The organism is Spiribacter sp. 2438 (assembly GCF_009676705.1).
Taxonomy (GTDB): Bacteria; Pseudomonadota; Gammaproteobacteria; order Nitrococcales; family Nitrococcaceae; genus Spiribacter.
Genome location: NZ_CP046046.1, coordinates 1,046,364 through 1,066,313 on the forward strand (window position 1 = coordinate 1,046,364; position 19,950 = coordinate 1,066,313).

The following is a 19,950-nucleotide window of genomic DNA, read 5'->3' on the forward strand; positions in this document are numbered from 1 at the left end:
GTGCGCCGCACCCAATGGGCCGGCGCCGCACAGGGGGCGGACGTATGGGTTAGCGGGCTTTCCAGCCGGCCCGGATCAGCATCGCCCAGGAGACCATCAACAAGGTGCCGCCCACCGGGGTGACGTAGGTGATCGCCATGGCGTCCAGCGCCACCGCGAGGTAAATGCTGATGCTGAACAGCACCGTCCCCACGAACATTACCCAGGCCGCGGCTCGCAGCCGACGTGCCGTCTCGACGGCCAACGGCGCTGCCAGCCCCAGAGCCAAGGCCAGCAGGGCCACGGCATGCACCTGGTTATAGCGAACCGCCGTCATCAGATACCGGAAATACTCCGGGTCCACGTTTGGGCGGAAGGCGTGCTCGGAGATGGCCCCGAAGGCCACGGACAACAAACCAAGGGCGGCGGCGAGCATCAACAGGACTGGCATGATTAAAAACCCGGGCTAGGAGAAGTGGCCATGATTCTATCGCAGACCGGGATCCCAGGCAGTGCTCAATGGGCGAGATAGCGGTCCAGCGCATCGGCGAACCGCTTGCGGTCCGCAGCGGTCATGCTGGCCGGGCCGCCGGTGTGGATGCCACTGCTCCGCAGTGTCTCCATGAAATCCCGCATTTGCAGGCGTGCGCGGATGTTCTCGCGGGTCTGCTCCTCGCCCCGTGGTGTCAGCACCGCCGCCCCCTTGTCGATGACGTCCGACGCCAGCGGAATATCGCTGGTGATCACCAGATCCCCCGGACTGACCCGGCGAACGATCTCGTCATCCGCCACGTCGAAACCGGCCCCGACCTGGACGCTGTCAATCAACGGCGACGGCGGGGTGCGCAGCGGCTGATTGGCGATGAGCGTCAATCGCGCCCGCACCCGCTCGGCCGCCCGGAAAAGAATCTCCCGAATGGCCACGGGACAGGCGTCGGCGTCCACCCAAAGGTGCACCGAATGGCGGATGGCATCTGGCGGACTCATTGCCGGTACGGTACCAGAACCGCGCTTTGCACCACGCACCCCGGATTGCAGGCCCCGGAGCCAGCCGCTAATCTCGCCGCTCTATGCGCTTGTTATTGATTCGCCATGCCCAGACCGTCGCCAATCACGAAGGGCGTTGGCAGGGTCACACCGACTACCCTCTCAGTGATCTTGGTCATCAGCAGGCCCGGCATCTCGCCAGAGCCCTGGCCCAGACGTTTGAGCGAGACGGCCTCACCCCGACGGTGCTCTACAGCTCGCCGCTGGGACGAGCCCAGGCCACCGCTGGCGTGATCAGCGCAGCACTGTCCCGGCCGATCACCACATTCCCGGAGCTCAGTGAATATGACGTGGGCGTGTTCTCGGCCCGCACCTGGAGCGAGCTGCAAAGCGAGCATCCGGATGCAGTCCGGGATTTTGCCGCCAATCGCGACTGGAATGCGGTGCCCGAGGCTGAAACCCTTCAATCCCGTGGGCAACGCGCCGCCAAGGTCATCGAATATCTGCTGGCCAATCACGGCGATGAGGACACCGTCATCGGCGTCACCCATGGCGGCTTCATGCAGTATCTACTGGCGGCGGTGTTGGGGACGCGTCGGGTCTGGGGCGTGCGCCCAGAGAACACCTCGGTGTTCGAGTTCGAGCTGACCCGGACCGCTCATGGCGAGACCACGGATTCGCCGGAAGGGCTGAGCACCTATCGATGCCGCATCCTGCGGTTTAACGACACCACCCATCTGGATGGGCTGGCGGAACCCAACGGCGGTGACGCGGATTAGGCACACCGGCGATCAGGGAGCCATCTAATGATGACAATCCTGCGCGTCCTGGCGGTTATCGGGCTGGTATACATCGCCTTCGTTACCCTGCTGTACGTATTCCAGGAGCGGCTGCTCTATCTGCCCCACATCGGGGGGCGCGACATCGTCACCACGCCAGCGGCCGCCGGGCTGGACTATGAGGAAGTCAATCTCCGGGCCCAGGACGGGGTTGCGCTGCACGGCTGGTATGTGCCCGTGACCGACCCGCGGGCGACCCTGCTCTTTTTCCATGGCAATGCCGGCAATATCTCGCACCGGATGGATTCCATCGAGATTTTCCACCGCCTCGGGCTGTCCGTCCTGATCATTGACTATCGGGGTTACGGCCAGAGCGAGGGCAGCCCCTCGGAGTCCGGGACCGAGAAAGACGCCCGGGCGGCCTGGCGATGGCTGATTGAAGAGGCAGGGCAGGCGCCCACAGACATCGTGCTGTTCGGACGATCCCTGGGAGCCGCCGTGGCCGCGGAGCTGGCCGGCGAGGTGGATCCGGCGGCGGTCATACTCGAGTCCCCCTTCCGCTCGGTGCCCGCCATCGCCGGCGACGTCTACCCCTTCATTCCCGCCCGGCAGCTCGCCCGATTGGCCTACAATACCGAGCAGGCCGTGCGGCACGTCGACGCGCCGATCCTCGTGATTCACAGCCGGGATGATGAAATCATTCCCTTCAGCCACGGGCTTGCCGTCCACGATGCCGCCGAGGCGCCAAAACAGATGCTGCCAATCCGTGGCGGCCACAACACCGGATTCCTCGAGAGCGGAGAAATTTACACCCAGGGCATTGATGAATTTCTCCACGGGGCGATTCCGTCTGACCTTTCGGATGAATCGGAGTGATCCAGCGCCTCAGGCGTCCTCCGGGTCCCGCCAACCCTCGGCGACCTCGCCACCGCGGGTTTCGTTGACCGGGATAACCGCGATCAGCGCCAACACGAACAGTGCAATGCAGAACAGAATGCCGTCCGCCAGACCCAGCCAGGCCTGAATCAGCCCCAGCCCCAGAATCCCGAACACCGCGGCCAGCCGGCCGGCCAACCCCCAGAACCCGAAGAATTCCGCCGCCTTGCCCGGGGGCGTCAGCATGCCGACCAGGGCGCGACCGGCGGACTGGCTGGAGCCAAGACTGAGGCCGGCCAGGCAGCCGGCAAACAGAAAGACGTACTGTGCTTCCCAGGTGACGCCGAACAGGGTCTGCGCCAGCGTCGTCAGCGCCGGCGTCTGCCAGATGGCCACAATGGCGCTGATCCACAGCGACAGGGTGATGATGTAAGTCACCTTGGCGCCGATATGGCTCTGAATCCAGCCAAAGCCAATCGCTCCGATGGCTGCCGTGATCTGCACCACAACAAACATGATGGCGCGCACATGTTCCTCCCAGCCAATCACCTGGGAGCCATAGATGAACGAAAAACTGATAATGATGGAAATGCCGGACATGGCGAAGAAGATCGAGATCAGCATGATGCTGAGATCCCGGAATCGGCTCACCTCCCGCAGTGTGACCCGCAGCCGGCCCACGCCCGCCTTAATCATGCTCTGCCCCGGGGGCAATGCGCGCCGCCGGCCGCGTTCGCGCAGGAACATGAACGTCGGGATCGCCGCCAGCAGGAAAAACACCGCGGCAAACGGCCCCACCCAGCGGATGCGGTCATAATTCTCGGCGCTGACTCCACCCAGAAAGAACAACGTGAAGGCCGTGGCCATCAGGCCACCGATATACCCCAGCGCCCAACCCATGCCGGAGATCCAGCCCATGGCCGAGCGGGGCCCCAGATCCGGCAGAAAACTGGCGATGAAGTTCTCGCCCATGGCATAGGCGAAGTTGGAGATGATAATCAGAATAATGGCTGGAATGATCCATCCAGGCTCGATGAAATACAGCAGTCCGGTCGCCGTGATGGTGAGCAGATAGCTGCCGAAGAGAAACTGCTTGCGGCGGGCGGAGTAGTCCATGGCGGCGCCAAACACCGGCCCGCTGAGCACAACCAGCAGGTTGCTGATGGCCAGCGCCAAGCTCCAGAGGAAGTTGCCAAGGCGGTAGTCGGGCCCGTCACCGACGATCACCCGGGTGAACAGGTCACCGAAGACCACCGTAATGATCAGCAGGGTGTAGGCCTGGTTGGCGAAGTCGAACATCGCCCAGCCGAAAATTTCGCGCTTCGGCGCCAGTGGCCGGCTCATGATTCATTCTCCCCGTGCAGGCCCTGCCAGTTCGGTGACCAGAGACCATGGTACAAACGCCATGGTTGCCGCACTGTCCCAGCCTCCGCTGGGTCTGATCAAGGGAGAAGAGTCGGGCTTCCGGGGCCATGACCCCGGAAGCGGGGCCTCCTAATCGGCGTAATCCAGTCCCCGAGTGCTTGCCACTTCCCGCGCGTTGGGATTCACCGACGGCCGGAACGGCACACTGACGACCTGGGCCGCCACTTTGTTGGAGGGCAGACCCTGGGTGTACTCATCCGGCAACCACACTTCATGGGCCGTCCCCACTGCGGTTTTCTCTACCGGCACCCAGGCCAGAGCAATATTGGTCTCAAGTTCTGGAGAATACCAGGGCGAGGTGACATAACCCCATGCCTCGTCGGCTCCCGGTTCGGCCACCAGCCAGAAGTCCGGTGCATAGTCTGTGACCGCCAACCCGCCGAAAGTCAGACCCACCATTTTCAAACGGAACGGGGGGTCCCCCGCCTCGATGGCATCCCGCTGCGACTCCAGGGCCTGTTTTCCAATGTAAACAGCCGACTTGTTCCGGGGTACCTGATAAGCCAGGTTGCATTGGAACGGCGAGGTTTCCATATCGATGTCCTGCCCCCAGGACAGAATGCCCGCCGCAATTCGGCGATGGTGTGCCGGGGCAATGACCATGAGGTTATGCCGTTCACCGGCGGCAAGCACCGCATTCCACATGGCCTCGGCATGCAACGTGGCGTCCCGCAGGTAAATTTCATACCCCTTCTCGCCGGTAAAACCGGTCTGGGAAATGATGACGTCGTGGCCGGCCACCTGCCCGCTCATGAGTCCGTAATACGGTATCCCGCGAACCTCCTCGCCGAAGAGGTCCGCCATCAGCGCCTCGGACTTCGGACCCTGGATCTGCACCGGGGCGACATCGATTTCGCCAATGCTCACGTTAAAACGCTGGCTGACATTGACGCCCCGCAGCCAGAGTTCAAGATCACTGTCGGAGAGGGAGAACCAGAATTCATCTGCGCTGATCCGAAGTAATACCGGGTCATTCAGAATCCCACCGTCCTCATTGCAGAGAATCACGTACTTGCCGTGCATGGGCTTGATCCGGGTGGCATCCCGAGTGATGACATAATTGACGAACGCCTCGGCATCAGGGCCTTTGACCTGAATCTGCCGCTCGACGGCAACATTCCACATGGTGACGTGATTGACCAGCGCGTCGTACTCCACCATCGCCCCGCCATCCTCGGGGCGCACATAGCCCCTCGGGTGGTACATGCGGTTATAGACCGTGGCTCGCCAGCAGCCCGCCTGGTGGGCGAGATGCCAGTAGGGCGACTTTCGAACCCGAGTTGAAATCAGCATTTCCACCGGCGTGCGACCGGACTGACGAAGATTGATCGGCACTCGTCGGTCGGACTGATCAACGCCGCTGATCTGTCCCACTGAGCTGTTGTTGACGCCGTCGTATTGATGCCTGCTGCTCATGATCATCTCTCCCGAATTGTGGGGTCATTTCACCGCGAACAGCCCGGATCGTGCCCCGGTTTCAGCGCGACGATTTTTCCACCTGCGACTTCGGCAATTCCCTGCCCACCGTCTCCGAATCACCCGTGACGCTGGCGTGCAAGGCGCAGTCGCATACAGGCCAGTTGCGCTGGCCGCGGGACGGTTAGTCTCGATTCGACGGCTCTCGGGAGGTCTCACCATGAAAGTACTGGTCGGCGTAAAGCGGGTGGTGGACGCCTACGTCAAGATTCGGGTTCGCAGCGATGGACAGGGAGTGGAGACGGCGAACACCAAAATGTCCATGAACCCATTTGACGAGATCGCCACGGAGGCGGCGGTGCGCCTGCTGGAATCCGCCATCGTGGATGAAGTGCTGGCGGTGAGCGTCGGCCCGGACAGTGTCCAGGAACAACTGCGAACCTGCCTGGCCATGGGCGCCAACCGCGCCCTCCAGGTCAGTGCCGAACCCGACCTTGAGCCTCTGGTAATCGCCCGGGCGCTGCAGGCGGTCTGCCAGCGTGAGTCGCCGGATCTGGTGCTGCTGGGTAAGCAGGCCATTGATGACGACTGCAACCAGACCGGGCAAATGCTGGCAGCCCTGCAAGGCTGGGCCCAGGCCACCTCGGTCTCCGGGCTTGAGGTCAGGCAGGATCACGTCCGGGCCACCCGCGAGATAGACACAGGGCTCGAGCAACTGCGGTTGACACTCCCCGCGGTGATCAGCGTCGACCTCCGCCTCAACGATCCGCGCTATCCGAGATTGCCCGACATCATGAAGGCGAAGCGCGCCGCTCTGGAAACCCTCACGCTGGAATCATTGGGAGTGGATCCCACCCCCAGGCTGGAGACCCTGGAGGTGACTGAACCGCCAAGTCGAGAACCCGGGGTCCGCGTGGCGACGGTGGCGGAACTGGTGGATCGCTTGCGCAACGAAGCAGGAGTCATCCCGTGACAGTTCTTATCTTTGGGAACCACGACGGCGACCAACTCACCCCGGCAAGCCGCTCAGCGATTGCATGTGGCCTTCAGCTGGCGGACCGCGTGGACGTTTTGCTCATGGGTTCTGAGTGCCAGTCCGTCGCCAACGAGACCGCCTCGCTGGATGGCGTGGCGCGGGTGCTGGTGGCCCAGGCAGAGCATCTGTCGGAGCCTCTCGCCGAGAACATGGCGCCGGTGATTCAGGGTCAGGCGTCGGAATATACCTGGGTGCTGGCGGCGGCCGACAGCGCAGGAAAAAATGTCATGCCCCGCGTGGCGGCCGCACTGGGCGTCCAACAGATTTCCGACATTGTCGCCGTGATTGATGGGGAGACTTTCGTGCGTCCCATCTATGCGGGCAATGCCCTCGCCCGGGTTCGAACCCGCGATGCTCAACGGGTTATCACCGTTCGCTCCACCGCCTTCGCGCCGGTGGCGTCCGGCGATCAGATAGCGCCCATCGAGTTCGTTGAGGCTGCCGGAGATTCCGGCCTGGTTGAACATCACGGCTACCGACTCAGTGGCGGTGACGGCCCGGATCTGGGCAGCGCGGATATTGTTGTATCCGGTGGTCGTGGCGTTGGATCCGCCGAGAATTTTGCCCTGATCAACCGGTTGGCGAAACGACTGAACGCCGCCGTGGGCGCCAGCCGGGCGGCGGTGGATGCGGGCTACGTCCCCAACGATCATCAGGTGGGTCAGACCGGTCGAGTGGTCGCACCCGCCCTATATCTCGCCGTGGGCATCTCCGGCGCCATTCAGCACCTGGCCGGCATGAAGGAGTCCCGGGTGATCGCCGCCATCAACAGCGATCCGGAAGCGCCGATTTTCGAAATTGCTGACTACGGTTTGGTCCAAGATCTGATGAGTGCCCTTGAGGAACTTGAGCACACGCTGGCGGAGACGCCGTCACCCCTGGGCAAAAGCGCCTGAACGCCGGGAGTATCGTCATGGCAGAGTTTCCAGCCCGTGCCAACGTGGTCATCATCGGCCTGGGCGGTATCGTCGGATCCTCTGTGGCCCACCACCTCATCGAGCGGGGTTGGCGCAATATCGTCGGGATCGATAAGAGCGCCATTCCCACCGACATTGGCTCAACCTCCCATGCATCGGACTTCTGCTACGCCACGGCGCATGACCCGATGACCTGCTACACCACCCTTTACAGTATCGACTTCTTCGCGCGTCGAGGCCGCTATGAAAAGATCGGTGGCCTGGAGGTCGCGCGAATCGACGATGATGAGCGCATGGCGGAACTCCGGCGCAAAGTGAGCTCAGGGCGCGCATTTGGCACTCGGGCCCAAATGATCAGCGCCGCCGAGGCCAAGGCGCGGTTCCCACTGCTGGAGGAGGACTGCATCCAGGGAGCCCTGTGGGATCCCGATGCCGGTCTGGTCAAGCCGCGCTCTCAGGTGGTCTCGGGGGAGCTGGTGGACGAGGCGGTGGCCACTGGCGAACTGCAGGCCTGGCCGAACACCAGTTGCACCGGACTACAAGTTCAGGACGGACGAATTCGGGGGGTGGAGACCTCCCGCGGCCCGATTTCGGCGGACCATGTGGTGGTCTGCGCCGGGCTCTGGGGCCGATTGATTGCGAACATGGCGGGGGAAGACCTCCCCATCATGCCGGTGGATCATCCACTGACTTACTTCGGGCCGTATGACGCCTTCGCCGGCACCGGCAAGGATATCGGTTATCCACTGCTCCGGGACCAGGGGAACTCGGCCTATCTGCGGGACACCGGCGATCCGGTGACCACGGAAGGGGGCCAGATCGAGTGGGGCTATTACGAAGAGCGCGCGCCACGACTGGTGCACCCCAGAGACATCCTGGAGAAGGAAGAAGCCCGGCTGTCGCCCTCCCAGCGTGATCTGGACATGGAGGACATCATCGGTCCGCTGGAGCGCGCCATCGAGTTGACACCCATCTTGGCGGAGCTGGGATACGACGACAAGCGCTCGTTCAATGGGCTTTTGCAGGTGACCGCCGATGGTGGTCCGTCCATTGGCGAATCGGCGGACGTCCGTGGGCTCTGGTACGCCGAATCGGTCTGGGTCAAAGATGGACCCGGCACCGGAAAAGTGCTGGCCGACTGGATGACCGACGGCCTCACCGAACGCGACCACCACAGCATTGATGTGGCGCGTCACTATCCCTTCCAGCGAACCGAGTCCTACATCGCGGAGCGCTGCTACGAGACCGCATTCAAGATCTATAACCCGCCGGTTCATAATCGGGAACCCTACACGGCGGCCCGCAACCTCCGGCAGAGCCCGTTCTATGAGCGAGAGCGCGATCTCGGCGCTCATTTCATGGAAGCGGCCGGTTGGGAGCGGGCTCATGGCTATGCCAGTAATGAGCCGCTCCTGGAAATTTATGGCGACCGCATTCCGGTCCGGGAAAACGAGTGGGACAACCGCCATTTCTGGCGCGTTTCCAACGCCGAGCAACTCAAGCTGTCCGATGACGTGGGCATGATCAATCTGTCCCACTTCTGCGTTATCGAGGTGAAGGGCTCGGATGCCGAGGCATTGATGGAATACGCCTGTGTGGCGCGCGTCGGCGGTGAGACGCCGGTGGGCAAGGGCATCTACACGCATTTTCTCGACCACGCGGGCGGTGTCGCGGCGGACCTCACGGTGCTGCGCCTTGGCTCCGACCATTACCGCATTGTCGACGGCGGAGACACGGGGCATCGCGACCTGGTATGGCTTCGCCGACTGGCGGAATCCCGGAACGCCAAGGTGGCCATTGAGGATCGCACCGAAGATTTCGGCTGCCTGGGCGTATGGGGCCCCAATGCCCGTCAGCGCTTACAGTCCCTGGTGACTGATCCGTCCCGCCTTGAACCCGATGCCTTCCCTTTCGCCAGTTTTCAGGAACTCACCGTTGCGGGTATTTCAGTGCTGGCCTTTCGCATCTCCTATGTTGGCGAGCAGGGGTGGGAACTCCACTTCGCATATGACGACGGGCTGGCTCTCTGGGACGCGCTGTATTCCGCCAGCATCACCCCGGTGGGCATTGAAACCTACGCCAATAGCCGCCGGCTTGAAAAAAGCCTGCGGTTGCAGAATGCGGATTTATTGACCGAGTACAACCTGCTTGAAGCGGGGCTGGCCCGCCCTCGGGTCAAGCCCTGTGACTTTCACGGGCGTGACGCCTATCTCGCCCAGCGGCAACGCGAACAACAGCCCGCCTACCTTTGTACCCTTTCGATGACGGATAACCGGGACCAGCAGCGCGTCCCACGGTATCCGCTGGGCCATTGCCCGATCGTCGACCCGGACACCGGGCAAGTGCTGGTGGACAGCGTTGGTCGCCGCTCATACACCACCAGCATCGCCTATGGGCCCTCCGTTGGCCTGAATCTCATGCTGGCTTATCTGCCGGCCGCTTATTGCGAGGTTGGACGCCCCCTAAGAATGGAGTACTTCGACGAGCCGTATCCGGTTCGGGTGGAGGCGGTGGGCCATGTCCCCGTCTATGACATCGACAACGCCCGACCCCGGTGCTGACCACCGGGCGTGAGTCGGTCACTACATGTTGGGGTAGTTGGGTCCGCTGCCACCCTCCGGTGTGACCCAGGTGATGTTCTGAGTCGGATCCTTGATATCGCAGGCTTTGCAGTGGATACAGTTCTGGGCATTGATCTGGAGACGCTGGCTGCTGTCGTCATCCGTGACAATCTCGTAAACCCCCGCCGGGCAGTACCGCTGAGCGGGTTCATCGTAGTGGATGAGATTGTGGGTGACGGGGATTGCCGGATCCGCCAGCCGCAAATGGCCCGGCTGATCTTCTTCGTGATGAATGTTTGTCAGATAAATGCTGCTGTTGCGGTCAAAGGTCAGGACGCCGTCCGGCGCCGGATAGTCGGGTTTCGGTGCATCGGCGGCGGATAACAGGGTCTGGTGATCGCTGTGTTGATGACGCAGCGTCCAGGGCAGCCGGCCGCGGAAGAGTTTCAGATCGATACCCGCATAGAGGCTGCCCAGCAGCATGCCCCAGCGTGCCGTCGCCGGGCGAAGGTTGCGCGCGGCTTTCAGCTCGTCATGCACCCAGGACGCCTCGTATCGGCGGGGGTAGCTGGTCAGTGTCTCCGGGGCCAGGTCCCCTTCCGCCAGGGCTTCCGCCGCCGCCTCCGCGGCAAGCATCCCGGTCTTCATGGCGGTGTGATTGCCCTTGATTTTGGGCACATTGAGAAAGCCGGCGGCACAGCCAATGAGGGCGCCGCCGGGAAATGTCAGGTCCGGGACCGACTGAAGACCGCCCTCATTAAGCGCCCGCGCCCCATAACTCAGCCGGCGCCCGCCGGAGAGCATCGGCCGAATGGCCGGATGCGTTTTGAATCGCTGGAACTCCTTGAAGGGGTCGAGATGGGGGTTGCGGTAATCGAGACCCACCACATACCCCACATACGCCTGATTATCCTCCAGGTGATAGACGAAGGATCCTCCCCAGGTTCGGTTATCCATGGGCCAGCCAGCCGTGTGCAGGACCCATCCCGGCCGATGCTGCGACGGCTCCAGCTCCCAGAGCTCCTTGAAGCCGATACCGTAGGTCTGAGGATCGACTCCCGCCCGCAGCCCGAAACGAGCTTCCAGTTGCCCGGAGAGATGACCGCGACATCCCTCGGCGAACAACGTGTAGGTGGCGTGCAATTCAATGCCGGGGGCGTGTCCTGGCTTGGCCCGGCCCTGCCGATCGACTCCCATGTCACCGGTGGCGACCCCCTGAACCCGCCCCTGATCATCGAACAGTACTTCCGCCGCTGCGAATCCGGGGTAAATTTCGACGCCAAGGGCCGCGGCCCGCTCGGCAAGCCAGCGGCAGACGTTGCCCATGGAAACGATGTAATTGCCTTCATTGCGTAACTGCCGGGGTAACAGCGGCAAAGGCACCCGCAAGGAGCGATGCTGACCAAGCAGCAGGAACGATTCCTCCGTGACCGGAGTGTTCAGTGGCGCTCCCTCCGCGGACCAGTCAGGCAGGAGCTCATCAAGCGCCCTGGGCTCAAGCACCGCGCCGGAGAGAATGTGAGCACCCACTTCGGAGCCCTTCTCGAGCACACACACTTGTATTTCCCGTCCGTCGGCGAGCGCGAGCTGCCGCAGCCGGATGGCCGCCGACAGGCCGGCAGGACCCGCCCCCACGATCACGACATCGTATTGCATCGAATCCCGGGTCATGGCGCTCGTCTCCGCGGCCACCGAATGCTCTACCAGCGCCTGTTGCAGTCGCGCTGCTAGTCTGTACAAGCCAGAGTATGGAAATGACGGGGTTGAAGCGGTTTCCCGAGAACGCCGCTCAACACAGCGGCAGCGACACGGATCGATATCCCTGTGGCAGGCTGACGCTTAATGGAAGCAGCGAGTCGCCGTCGGGCAAGTCAAGTTGACGGACTCAGCGGACGATCATGACGGGTGCATCGGGAATCGAACTGGAGCGACAATGGCCGATACCGCCTTCCCTTACCGTTGCGTCTTCGTTTTGCTGCCGGATTATTCCCAGCTACCCTTCGCGGCGGCTATCGAACCGTTGCGCATGGCTAACCACATCAGTGAGCGCAATCTTTTCGACGTGAGTGTGGCGTCTGTGGATGGGCAACCGGTCCGTGCCAGTAACGGGGTACGCACGGCCGTGGACCACGCCATCGGGTCTGACCCACCGGCGGATCTGGTCATGATTTGCGGCGGTCTGAATATCGAAACCCTGAACGATCGTGAGCTCAGTGCCTGGCTGCGACGTCTGGCCCGCCGTCAGGTGAATCTGGGGGCCGTGTGCACTGGCAGCTTCCTGCTGGCTCAGTCCGGCGTCATGGATGGTTATCGCTGCACGCTGCATTGGGAACATATCTCGGGGGTTCGCGAGACGATGCGGTTCCCCCGCACGGAATTCACCCCGGAGTTATTCGTCATCGACCGCGATCGCCTGACCGCCTCCGGGGGGGTGGCTCCGCTGGACATGATGCTGCACTTGATCACCCGTCAGCACGGCATCGAGCTGGCGGAGGCCGTCTCGGAGGAAGCCATCCATGAACGGATTCGCGAACTCAGCGATTTGCAGCGGGTGCCTCTGCGCGTGCGACTGGGCACCAGTCAGCCCAAGCTCGTCGAAGTGGTTACGCTAATGGAATCCAATATTCATGAACCGTTGTCCCTGGACGAGCTGGCCACCTATGCCAACACTTCCCGCCGGCAATTGGAGCGGCTCTTCCGCCGCTACCTGGGCTGCACGCCAACCCGTTACTACCTGGAATTGAGACTGACACAGGCCCGCCAACTCCTGTTGCAAACCAACCTCCCGATCACGGAAATTGCCATGGCCTGCGGGTTTGTTTCGCCCCCCCACTTCACCAAGTGCTATCACGACCGGCATGGGCACTCCCCCAGCGCCGAACGACGAGCACGGCGCGACCGACTCTCCACCGTCTCCGTCAGTTTGGGACCGGAGTCCGTGCCCGCGGTTCTTCCCGATCCACCAGAAGCCGAAGACTCAACCCTTTAATGCCCTTCCAGTCGCGTCACTGCTGTTTCCAGCCAGGTCCAGAGGTAACGCGCCATGCTGCGACGAACGTAGACCAGCAATCGCTCCGCTGACTCCGGGACGATAATGACCGAAGCATGCGCCAATCGGGTCTGTGCACAGCCGCCTTCACCCAGAGCGGGGCTCGATGGATCCAGCGGACAGCCTGCCGCCAGCAGCCAGCGACCCGCACCGCCCTCAACGGCGACCTTCGCCAGGCCATCGCCAACAGCACACAATCGTGCCTCCTCTGGCAGCAAACCCCGCAGGTTGGTCTCGGTTGCTGAATCCGCCGGGTCGGGCATGACGACGAGCCATTCATCCGGGCCAAGCCACAGAATTCGTCCCCGGGCACCGTTCGATTGGGTATTTGGCACCAGTGGCCGAGGCGCTCCCAACCAGTCCTTCAGTGCGGCATCAATGGCATCGGCTGCGGGATCGGCGCGCAGGTTGAAAGCCGCCGCGCTGGGCAGCCCGGTCAGACAAACCCCCGGCCCATCCAGCACTCGCCCATCCAGCGGGCCCTGACGGGTCAGTGGCCGGCCATTGGTCAGTTCAGACATGCTGCCGCCTTCCCTGCGGATCGTACTGCCCCGGGGAGGTCACCGTGAGCGGTATCGCACCGGCTTCGAGATCCCAGGCATAGAGCCGCTCCCCGTGGCGATCCCGCCCGCCATTCACAAAACCGAGGGCAAAAGCATGGCCCAGACGGGGGGCGTGATAGCTCGAGGTCACCCAGCCTTCCATCGCCGTTCGCCCTGACGTCGCCGCCCGGGAAGCGGCAATAATCTGCGCCCCCTCCGGAATGATCTGACGGGAGTCCTCGGGCCGCAACCCGACCCACTGCGGTCGGTCGTACCGCTGCAATTCGCGACGGGCCAGGGAGCGTTTGCCAAGGCAGTCCTTGCGATGGCTCACCATGGCGGCCATGCCCAGATCAATCGGGCTAATGGAGCCATCGGTGTCCTGGCCCACAATAATGAAACCCTTTTCGGCCCGCATGACGTGCATCGCCTCCGTGCCATAAGGCGTGGCTCCATAGGCGGCACCGGTTTCGAAGACGGCCTCCCATAGCGACTGGCCGTAGTCGGCCGGAACACTGATTTCGAAACCCAGTTCGCCGGTAAAACTCACCCGCTGAACCCGGGCCGGCACTCCGGCGACCCGTCCGGTCCGAAAGCTCATGAAGCCGAAGGCGGCGGGATCCAGATGGATATCGGTGCCCAAGCCCCGGAGCAGCGCGCGACTGTTGGGGCCGGCCAGGGAGACGGTGGCCCACTGGTCAGTGACCGACGTCAAATGGACATCCAGATCCAGCCATTCAGTCTGTAACCACTGCTCAAGCCAGGCCATGACGCGGGCAGCGCCGCCGGTGCTGGTGGACATCAGATAATGCGATTCGCCCAATCGGGCGGTGACGCCATCGTCCAGTACCATGCCGTTCTCATCCAGCATCAGGCCATACCGGCAGCGGCCGATGGCCAGCTTCTGCCAGTTGTTGATGTACACCCGCTCCAGCAAGGTCACCGCATCGGGGCCCTGAATTTCGATCTTGCCCAGCGTGGAATAATCGAGCACCCCGACTCCATCCCGAGTGGCCAGACACTCCCGCGCCACGGCGGCTTCCATGTCCTCCCGGTCGACGGGGTAGTAACGGGCTCGCTTCCACTGGCCCACATCCTCAAAGACTGCGCCCTGATCGACATGGCATTCGTGCATCGGCGTGACCCGAATCGGGTCGAAGAGCGCGCCGGTGTCTCCGCCCACGAGCGCCCCGAAGGTAGCTGGCGTCCAGGCCGGTCGATAGGTGGTGGTGCCAACTTCCGCCGGATGGCTGCCCAGCATGTCGCTCACGACACCCAGCCCGAGGATGTTGCCCAGCTTGCCCTGATCGGTACCAAATCCCAGCACGCTGTAGCGCTTGACGTGTTCGATGGACCGATACCCCTCGCGCAGAGCCAGACCCAGGTCACTGACCTTGACGTCGTTCTGCAGATCAACAAATGCCGGTCCTTTGCCAGGAACCGCCCAGAAAGGTTCCAGGGAGGCGGGCCCCGGTTCGGCGCCTTCAATGACCGGCGGCTCGATGTCGATGGGATCATGCCCCAGCTTCCGGCTGACCTGACGGGCTTTGGCGAGAGCTTCCGAGAGGGCGGTTGGCGGATCGAATGTGCCCGCCATTGCACCCAGGGTGACAACGCCAGGAAGGTCATCGGCGGGGACGAATGATGCCAGATCATCCCGCCACACCAGACCGCCACGGGCATGGGAGTGGAGGTGCACCGACGGGTTCCACCCACCGGACAACGCCAGCAAGTCGCAGTCGAGGGAGACGCGCCGGCCATCGATATCCTGAACGGTCATTCCGCGAACCCGCAAACGACCGCGGGTATCCACAACCGTTGCACCCTGATAGACGGCCATCCCGGAATCCTGGGCTTGTAATGCCTCCAAGGAAGCGCTTGTCCGCCTATCTACAACGACCACCTCAGCCCCCGCCCGTTGCAGGCTCTCCGCGGTGGCATAAGCCGAATCATTATTGGTGAACACCACGGCCTGCCGGCCGGGCAGCACCGCATAGCGACGGATATATTCCCGAACGGCCGAGGCCATCATGATCCCCGGGCGATCATTGTTGGGGAATGCGATCGGCCGCTCGATGGCACCAGTGGCCAGGACCAGGTGCTCACAGCGGATTTTCCAGAACCGCTCTCTCACCGGCGCCGCCTGATCAAGGTCTTCCAGCCGCTGAATGGCGCCCAGAAATCGCTGGTCGTAATGACCGAACACGCTGGTGGCGGGCAACAGCCGAACATGGGGCATGGCCCTTAACTCTCCAACCACGCCGGCCACCCAATCCGCCGCGGGCTGGCCATCCAGCCGAGCATCGCTTGCCAGCAAGCCCCCTCCGAAGACCGCCCCCTCATGGGCCAGAGTCAAGGGGACGCCATTGCGGCCGAGGGCCAGCGCCGTCATCAAACCGGCGGCACCGCCGCCGACAACGAGGACACGACAATGCAGATCCCGCTTCTCGTAGTCGTCCGGATCCGGTCCATCCGGGACTTGTCCCATGCCGGCAGCAGGCCGGATCAGACGCTCATAGCGCTCCCACCAACCGGTGGGACCCATGAAGGTCTTGTAATAAAAGCCCGCCGGCATCAGTGCCGACAGGCGGTCGAAGAGGGCCATGCCGTCAAAACCCAGCCTTGGCCAGCCATTCACCGAACGAGCGCTCAGCCCCTCTCGCAGAGCCACTTGGGTAGCGCGCTGATCAGCGAGGGCCCGAGGTCCTTCTCCGATCTGCAGCAGAGCGTTGGGCTCCTCCGGACCCCGACCAACGATGCCCCGGGGGCGATGCAGTTTGATACTCCGGTTGACCAGATGAATTCCATTCGCCAACAGCGCCGAGGCCAGCGTGTCGCCTCCATAGCCCTGCAGCACCTGACCGTTGAAAGTGAAATTCAGAGGTTGGTCGCGATCGATTAGACCGCCGACGGGCAGGCGGGCTTTCACGGCTTCTCCTGATCCATTGGCCAGGTGGCGCGAATTTCATAGCTCACGGTATGGCGTTCCGCCTTGAACCAGCGGCGGCAGCCATGGACATGAACCCATTGCTCGCAATGCCAGCCCCGTGGGTTGCTTCGCATGAACACATAATCGGCCCATTCCGCATCGCTGACTGCCTCCGGGTCTGCCGGCCTCTGGATGTCGGCCTCGCCCCCATAGCTGAACTCGCTCTCATCCCGTGGTCCGCACCACGGACAGTGAATCATCAACATGCTAATGCGCCACCGCTGCGGCACCGTGCTCGTCCACCAGCGCCCCGCTATGAAAGCGCTCGAGGGAGAAAGGTGCGTTGATTTCATGGGGTTCGCCGGTGGCCAGGGTATGCGCGAAGACCCAGCCGGAACCCGGCGTCGCCTTGAAGCCGCCCGTTCCCCAGCCCACGTTGAAAAACAGCCCCTCCACCGGGGTTCGGCCGATGATGGGACTGGCGTCTGGTGCGGTATCCACAATTCCGCCCCAGTGGCGAAGCATTCTCAGTCGGCTGAAAATCGGATAGAGCTCGATGAGGGCACTGAGGAAATGTTCAATGGTCTGAAAACTGCCCCGGTTTCCGTACCCGGTGTAGGCGTCAATACCGGCGCCAATAACCAATTCTCCTTTATCAGACTGGCTCACATAGACGTGGACCGCGTTGGACATGACCACCGTGTTCAGGATCGGTTTGAGCGGTTCGGACACCAGAGCCTGCAGGGGGTGACTTTCGATCGGCAGGCGAAAGCCGGCCATTTCAGCAAGCACGCCCGCATGTCCGGACACCACCGCCCCAACCCGATCGGCCTCGATGGCCCCCCGGGACGTCTCCACACCCACCACCTGGCCGTTCTCACGGCGGATGCCCGTCACCTCGCAGTTTTCAATGATATCAACGCCCAGGGCGTCCGCCGCCCGCGCATAGCCCCAGGCCACCGCATCATGGCGGGCGATCCCGGCTCTCGGCTGCCAGGAGGCCCCCAGCACCGGGTAACGGGCCTCCGGCGAGGTGTTGATAAACGGGACCAGGCGCTTCACTCCGTCCGTGTCCAGCACCTCACCATCAATACCATTCAGTCGATTGGCATTGACTCGCCGGCGGATATCTCGCATGTCCTGCAGCGTGTGGCCAAGGTTCAGAACCCCACGCTGGCTGTACATGACGTTGTAGTTCAAGTCCTGAGACAGGCCTTCCCAAAGCTGAAGGGATTTTTCGTAAAGCGCCGCCGATGCATCCCACAGGTAGTTGGAACGGACAATGGTGGTATTGCGACCAGTATTGCCACCGCCGATCCAGCCCTTTTCAAGGACGGCCACATCGCGAATTCCGTGAACACTGGCCAGATAATAGGCGGTTGCCAGTCCGTGGCCTCCTCCGCCAACAATGATGACGGAATAGCGGCGCTTTGGCGTCGCCTCGCGCCAGGCCGGCTGCCAGCCACGATGGCCGCTGAGCGCGTGGCGAGCCAAGGATAAAATGGAGTAACGCTGCATGGTTATAACCTGATTGTGGGCCACCCTCGGGGCTGTTTTCATGACGACCCCGGATTTGCCGTTGACGACATGTCCGGCCGACATGACGCACCGAAGCAAACCGCCGTCGTTCGTGGCGCACCGCAACCGAGCCGTGATGCTTAGCCTGCAGACACTTCATCACCGGAGCGCCTGCCATGGCCACGTGCATCAACCCGGCGAAAGAAAACCGCACCAATGGCTTTACTGCCGGCCCGGCCCGCTACGAACTCATTCCAATTCGTGGCCTGCTGGACGCGGCCAAGGCCCTGCCGACCGGGTCGACGGTGGCTGTCACCTGTTCACCACGCCATGGCCTGGAGCGCACACTGGATGCCGCTGAGTCCTTGATGGGAATCGGCCTGCGTGCCGTTCCCCACATTGCCGCCCGGCTCCTCCGCAATGAAGCCGAGGTGCAACGGACCATCAAGCGAATCCATCGCGCCGGCATGGATGAAATTTATGTCATTGCCGGTGATGCCGAGACCCCCGTCGGCGATTTCTGCTCAGCGCTCCCCGTGCTAACCATTGTCAGTGAAATGGAGGAGCGGCCCACCCGAGTGGGTATTGCCGGCTATCCCGAGGGTCATGCGCTCATCAGCGACGCCGCTCTGGATGAAGCGCTGTGGGCAAAGGCGGCGCACGCCGACTACGTGGTCACCCAAATGTGCTTTGATGCCAACCGAATCAGCGCCTGGGTCCGGCGGGTCGCTACCCCCGAATCCGGACTGACCGCCTGGATTGGCTTGCCGGGCGTACTGGAAATGCGCCGGCTCCTTGCCGTCTCGCTCAAAATCGGGATTGGCCAGTCCTTGCGCGCTCTGCGTCGTCAGCAGGGACTCTCCGGGCAGCTCCTTCAGGGCCACTACACGCCGGATGATCTGCTGCGGTCGCTGCTTCCACTGGTCGATGACCCTGCGATGCGAGTGAATGGTTTTCATCTCAACACCTTTAACAACGTTCCGCCTCTGATGGACTGGCGGGAAGCTTTCGAGGCCGCTTCCGTCTCGTCTCGTCAGTAGGGCCTGCGCTCAGGCGGACTAACGCGGAGCGATGCCACGTAACCGCTCCGAGCGCCGGCGCACCAGTTCGGCCAGACGCGGGCATAGCTCATTGAGCACCCGTTCCCTCTGCGCCAGTTCATATCGGGGGTGCAGTGCGGAAAGTTTGATGGAGATGCCGGGATTGGACCGGCTGTCATCGGCGTTGGCCGCTGCAGCGATCGCGATGATGGCGTCGCGGTAGGCGGCCTGGTAGCGCTCGGCGTCCTCCGCGGTTCGAGCCGCCTCGCCAAGCATGTCATATGAATAGGTATAGCCGATTTTCTCGTAGCCGCGCGCCCGTTTCATGGCAGCTTCGATGGATTGACCGAGCACGAACTGCCGGCCCATCTCACGCATGGCGCGGCTCACCGCCGTGCGAATCACGGGCTCGCCAAGACGTTTCATGGCACCTCTCAGCGTGCCGCTGACACCTTGCCCCTCGTCATCCAGCACCCGACCCGTCAGCATCAGCGCCCACGTGCCCGCGTTCACCAAACTCGAAGCTGAATGGCCCAGGTGCCGGCCCCAGTCAGCCGGCCGGATTTTGTCTTCGATCAGGGCATCCAGGCTGGGGGCATCGGGAACGCGAAGCAGTGCCTCCGCGAGGCACATCAATGCCGTACCCTCTTCCGTCGACAGCCCGTACTCGGCAAGAAAAAGCTCCATCAGGCCCGGCCGGGGGGTGGCCCGAATCTCGCTGACCAGATCCGCCGCCTCCGCCACGATCCGGCGTCGATCGGTTTCGCTGAGCCCGGCGACATCAACCAGTGATCGCAGCGCCGACATCTCCGGCTGGCGCGCCCCATGGGTAATCGATGCCGGCAAATCCATCGGTATGTCGGGGGCCATGGCCCTGACTCGTTTATCCATGGATT

At 62.8% G+C, this 19,950-nt stretch carries 17 protein-coding genes; 7 read left to right on the plus strand and 10 right to left on the minus strand.

Features of this window, described 5'->3' with window-relative positions; genetic code table 11:
• Window positions 1-49: 49 nt before the first annotated feature.
• Together GJ672_RS05265 and GJ672_RS05270 are read right to left on the minus strand one after the other, a co-directional pair.
• Window positions 50-430, minus strand: a complete 381-nt coding sequence (locus GJ672_RS05265) for a DUF423 domain-containing protein (protein WP_229381802.1) — start codon at window positions 428-430, stop codon at window positions 50-52.
• A 65-nt stretch (window positions 431-495) separates the two neighbouring features.
• Window positions 496-936: a YaiI/YqxD family protein gene (locus tag GJ672_RS05270; protein ID WP_154297044.1), complete on the minus strand. Its 441-nt coding sequence runs from the start codon at window positions 934-936 to the stop codon at window positions 496-498.
• Window positions 937-1,061: 125 nt separating this feature from the next.
• On the opposite strand from GJ672_RS05270, the gene GJ672_RS05275 reads away from it, so the two are divergent.
• Window positions 1,062-1,745, plus strand: coding sequence for a histidine phosphatase family protein (locus GJ672_RS05275; protein ID WP_195759457.1), 684 nt, complete (start codon window positions 1,062-1,064; stop codon window positions 1,743-1,745).
• 27 nt (window positions 1,746-1,772) lie between these two features.
• A complete protein-coding gene (locus GJ672_RS05280) occupies window positions 1,773-2,621 on the plus strand; it encodes an alpha/beta hydrolase (protein ID WP_154296223.1) in 849 nt (282 codons plus the stop codon).
• Window positions 2,622-2,630: 9 nt separating this feature from the next.
• Here the strand turns inward: GJ672_RS05280 and GJ672_RS05285 are convergent, their stop codons facing one another.
• Together GJ672_RS05285 and GJ672_RS05290 are read right to left on the minus strand one after the other, a co-directional pair.
• A complete protein-coding gene (locus GJ672_RS05285) occupies window positions 2,631-3,965 on the minus strand; it encodes an MFS transporter (RefSeq protein WP_154296224.1) in 1,335 nt (444 codons plus the stop codon).
• A 150-nt stretch (window positions 3,966-4,115) separates the two neighbouring features.
• Window positions 4,116-5,462: a glycine cleavage T C-terminal barrel domain-containing protein gene (locus GJ672_RS05290; protein WP_154296225.1), complete on the minus strand. Its 1,347-nt coding sequence runs from the start codon at window positions 5,460-5,462 to the stop codon at window positions 4,116-4,118.
• 220 nt (window positions 5,463-5,682) lie between these two features.
• Between GJ672_RS05290 and GJ672_RS05295 the strand changes: the two genes are divergently transcribed.
• The 3 genes from GJ672_RS05295 to GJ672_RS05305 are packed head-to-tail and all read left to right on the plus strand — an operon-like array spanning window position 5,683 to window position 9,976.
• On the plus strand, window positions 5,683-6,435 hold the full coding sequence (locus GJ672_RS05295) for an electron transfer flavoprotein subunit beta/FixA family protein (protein WP_154296226.1): 753 nt from the start codon (window positions 5,683-5,685) through the stop codon (window positions 6,433-6,435).
• Complete coding sequence (locus GJ672_RS05300; protein WP_154296227.1) at window positions 6,432-7,394, plus strand: electron transfer flavoprotein subunit alpha/FixB family protein; 963 nt, start codon at window positions 6,432-6,434, stop codon at window positions 7,392-7,394. The genes GJ672_RS05295 and GJ672_RS05300 overlap by 4 nt, the downstream gene beginning before the upstream one ends.
• A 17-nt stretch (window positions 7,395-7,411) precedes the next feature.
• Window positions 7,412-9,976 carry an FAD-dependent oxidoreductase gene (locus tag GJ672_RS05305; RefSeq protein WP_154296228.1) on the plus strand — a complete coding sequence of 855 codons (2,565 nt, stop codon included), beginning with the start codon at window positions 7,412-7,414 and terminating at the stop codon, window positions 9,974-9,976.
• Window positions 9,977-9,997: 21 nt separating this feature from the next.
• Here GJ672_RS05305 and GJ672_RS05310 read toward each other — a convergent pair whose 3' ends face one another.
• Window positions 9,998-11,647: an electron transfer flavoprotein-ubiquinone oxidoreductase gene (locus tag GJ672_RS05310; RefSeq protein WP_154296229.1), complete on the minus strand. Its 1,650-nt coding sequence runs from the start codon at window positions 11,645-11,647 to the stop codon at window positions 9,998-10,000.
• A 262-nt stretch (window positions 11,648-11,909) separates the two neighbouring features.
• Between GJ672_RS05310 and GJ672_RS05315 the strand changes: the two genes are divergently transcribed.
• Entirely contained in the window at window positions 11,910-12,965 is a 1,056-nt protein-coding gene (locus GJ672_RS05315; protein ID WP_154296230.1) for a GlxA family transcriptional regulator, read from the plus strand.
• Here the strand turns inward: GJ672_RS05315 and GJ672_RS05320 are convergent.
• Genes GJ672_RS05320 through GJ672_RS05335 form a run of 4 tightly spaced genes read right to left on the minus strand, consistent with a single transcriptional unit; the run spans window position 12,962 to window position 18,014 of the window.
• Window positions 12,962-13,546: a sarcosine oxidase subunit gamma gene (locus tag GJ672_RS05320; protein WP_154296231.1), complete on the minus strand. Its 585-nt coding sequence runs from the start codon at window positions 13,544-13,546 to the stop codon at window positions 12,962-12,964. The two genes, GJ672_RS05315 and GJ672_RS05320, sit on opposite strands and share 4 nt — an antisense overlap.
• On the minus strand, window positions 13,539-16,496 hold the full coding sequence (locus tag GJ672_RS05325; RefSeq protein WP_154296232.1) for a sarcosine oxidase subunit alpha family protein: 2,958 nt from the start codon (window positions 16,494-16,496) through the stop codon (window positions 13,539-13,541). The genes GJ672_RS05320 and GJ672_RS05325 overlap by 8 nt, the downstream gene beginning before the upstream one ends.
• Complete coding sequence (locus tag GJ672_RS05330) at window positions 16,493-16,762, minus strand: sarcosine oxidase subunit delta (RefSeq protein ID WP_154296233.1); 270 nt, start codon at window positions 16,760-16,762, stop codon at window positions 16,493-16,495. The genes GJ672_RS05325 and GJ672_RS05330 overlap by 4 nt, the downstream gene beginning before the upstream one ends.
• 1 nt (window position 16,763) lies before the next feature.
• On the minus strand, window positions 16,764-18,014 hold the full coding sequence (locus GJ672_RS05335; RefSeq protein ID WP_154296234.1) for a sarcosine oxidase subunit beta family protein: 1,251 nt from the start codon (window positions 18,012-18,014) through the stop codon (window positions 16,764-16,766).
• Window positions 18,015-18,190: 176 nt separating this feature from the next.
• Between GJ672_RS05335 and GJ672_RS05340 the strand changes: the two genes are divergently transcribed.
• Window positions 18,191-19,054, plus strand: coding sequence for a methylenetetrahydrofolate reductase (locus GJ672_RS05340; protein WP_154296235.1), 864 nt, complete (start codon window positions 18,191-18,193; stop codon window positions 19,052-19,054).
• An 18-nt stretch (window positions 19,055-19,072) separates the two neighbouring features.
• Here GJ672_RS05340 and GJ672_RS05345 read toward each other — a convergent pair whose 3' ends face one another.
• Window positions 19,073-19,924, minus strand: coding sequence for a proline dehydrogenase family protein (locus tag GJ672_RS05345; RefSeq protein WP_370517578.1), 852 nt, complete (start codon window positions 19,922-19,924; stop codon window positions 19,073-19,075).
• Window positions 19,925-19,950 lie beyond the last annotated feature (26 nt).

Coding starts and splice junctions, on each gene's coding strand:
- GJ672_RS05295 (WP_154296226.1), top strand. CDS start 5,683: ATGAAAGTACTGGTCGGCGTAAAGCGGGTGGTGGACGCCTACGTCAAG.
- GJ672_RS05345 (WP_370517578.1), bottom strand. CDS start 19,924: ATGGCCCCCGACATACCGATGGATTTGCCGGCATCGATTACCCATGGG.
- GJ672_RS05305 (WP_154296228.1), top strand. CDS start 7,412: ATGGCAGAGTTTCCAGCCCGTGCCAACGTGGTCATCATCGGCCTGGGC.
- GJ672_RS05285 (WP_154296224.1), bottom strand. CDS start 3,965: ATGAGCCGGCCACTGGCGCCGAAGCGCGAAATTTTCGGCTGGGCGATG.
- GJ672_RS05335 (WP_154296234.1), bottom strand. CDS start 18,014: ATGCAGCGTTACTCCATTTTATCCTTGGCTCGCCACGCGCTCAGCGGC.
- GJ672_RS05265 (WP_229381802.1), bottom strand. CDS start 430: ATGCCAGTCCTGTTGATGCTCGCCGCCGCCCTTGGTTTGTTGTCCGTG.
- GJ672_RS05310 (WP_154296229.1), bottom strand. CDS start 11,647: ATGACCCGGGATTCGATGCAATACGATGTCGTGATCGTGGGGGCGGGT.
- GJ672_RS05280 (WP_154296223.1), top strand. CDS start 1,773: ATGATGACAATCCTGCGCGTCCTGGCGGTTATCGGGCTGGTATACATC.
- GJ672_RS05320 (WP_154296231.1), bottom strand. CDS start 13,546: ATGTCTGAACTGACCAATGGCCGGCCACTGACCCGTCAGGGCCCGCTG.
- GJ672_RS05290 (WP_154296225.1), bottom strand. CDS start 5,462: ATGAGCAGCAGGCATCAATACGACGGCGTCAACAACAGCTCAGTGGGA.
- GJ672_RS05315 (WP_154296230.1), top strand. CDS start 11,910: ATGGCCGATACCGCCTTCCCTTACCGTTGCGTCTTCGTTTTGCTGCCG.
- GJ672_RS05340 (WP_154296235.1), top strand. CDS start 18,191: ATGGCCACGTGCATCAACCCGGCGAAAGAAAACCGCACCAATGGCTTT.
- GJ672_RS05330 (WP_154296233.1), bottom strand. CDS start 16,762: ATGTTGATGATTCACTGTCCGTGGTGCGGACCACGGGATGAGAGCGAG.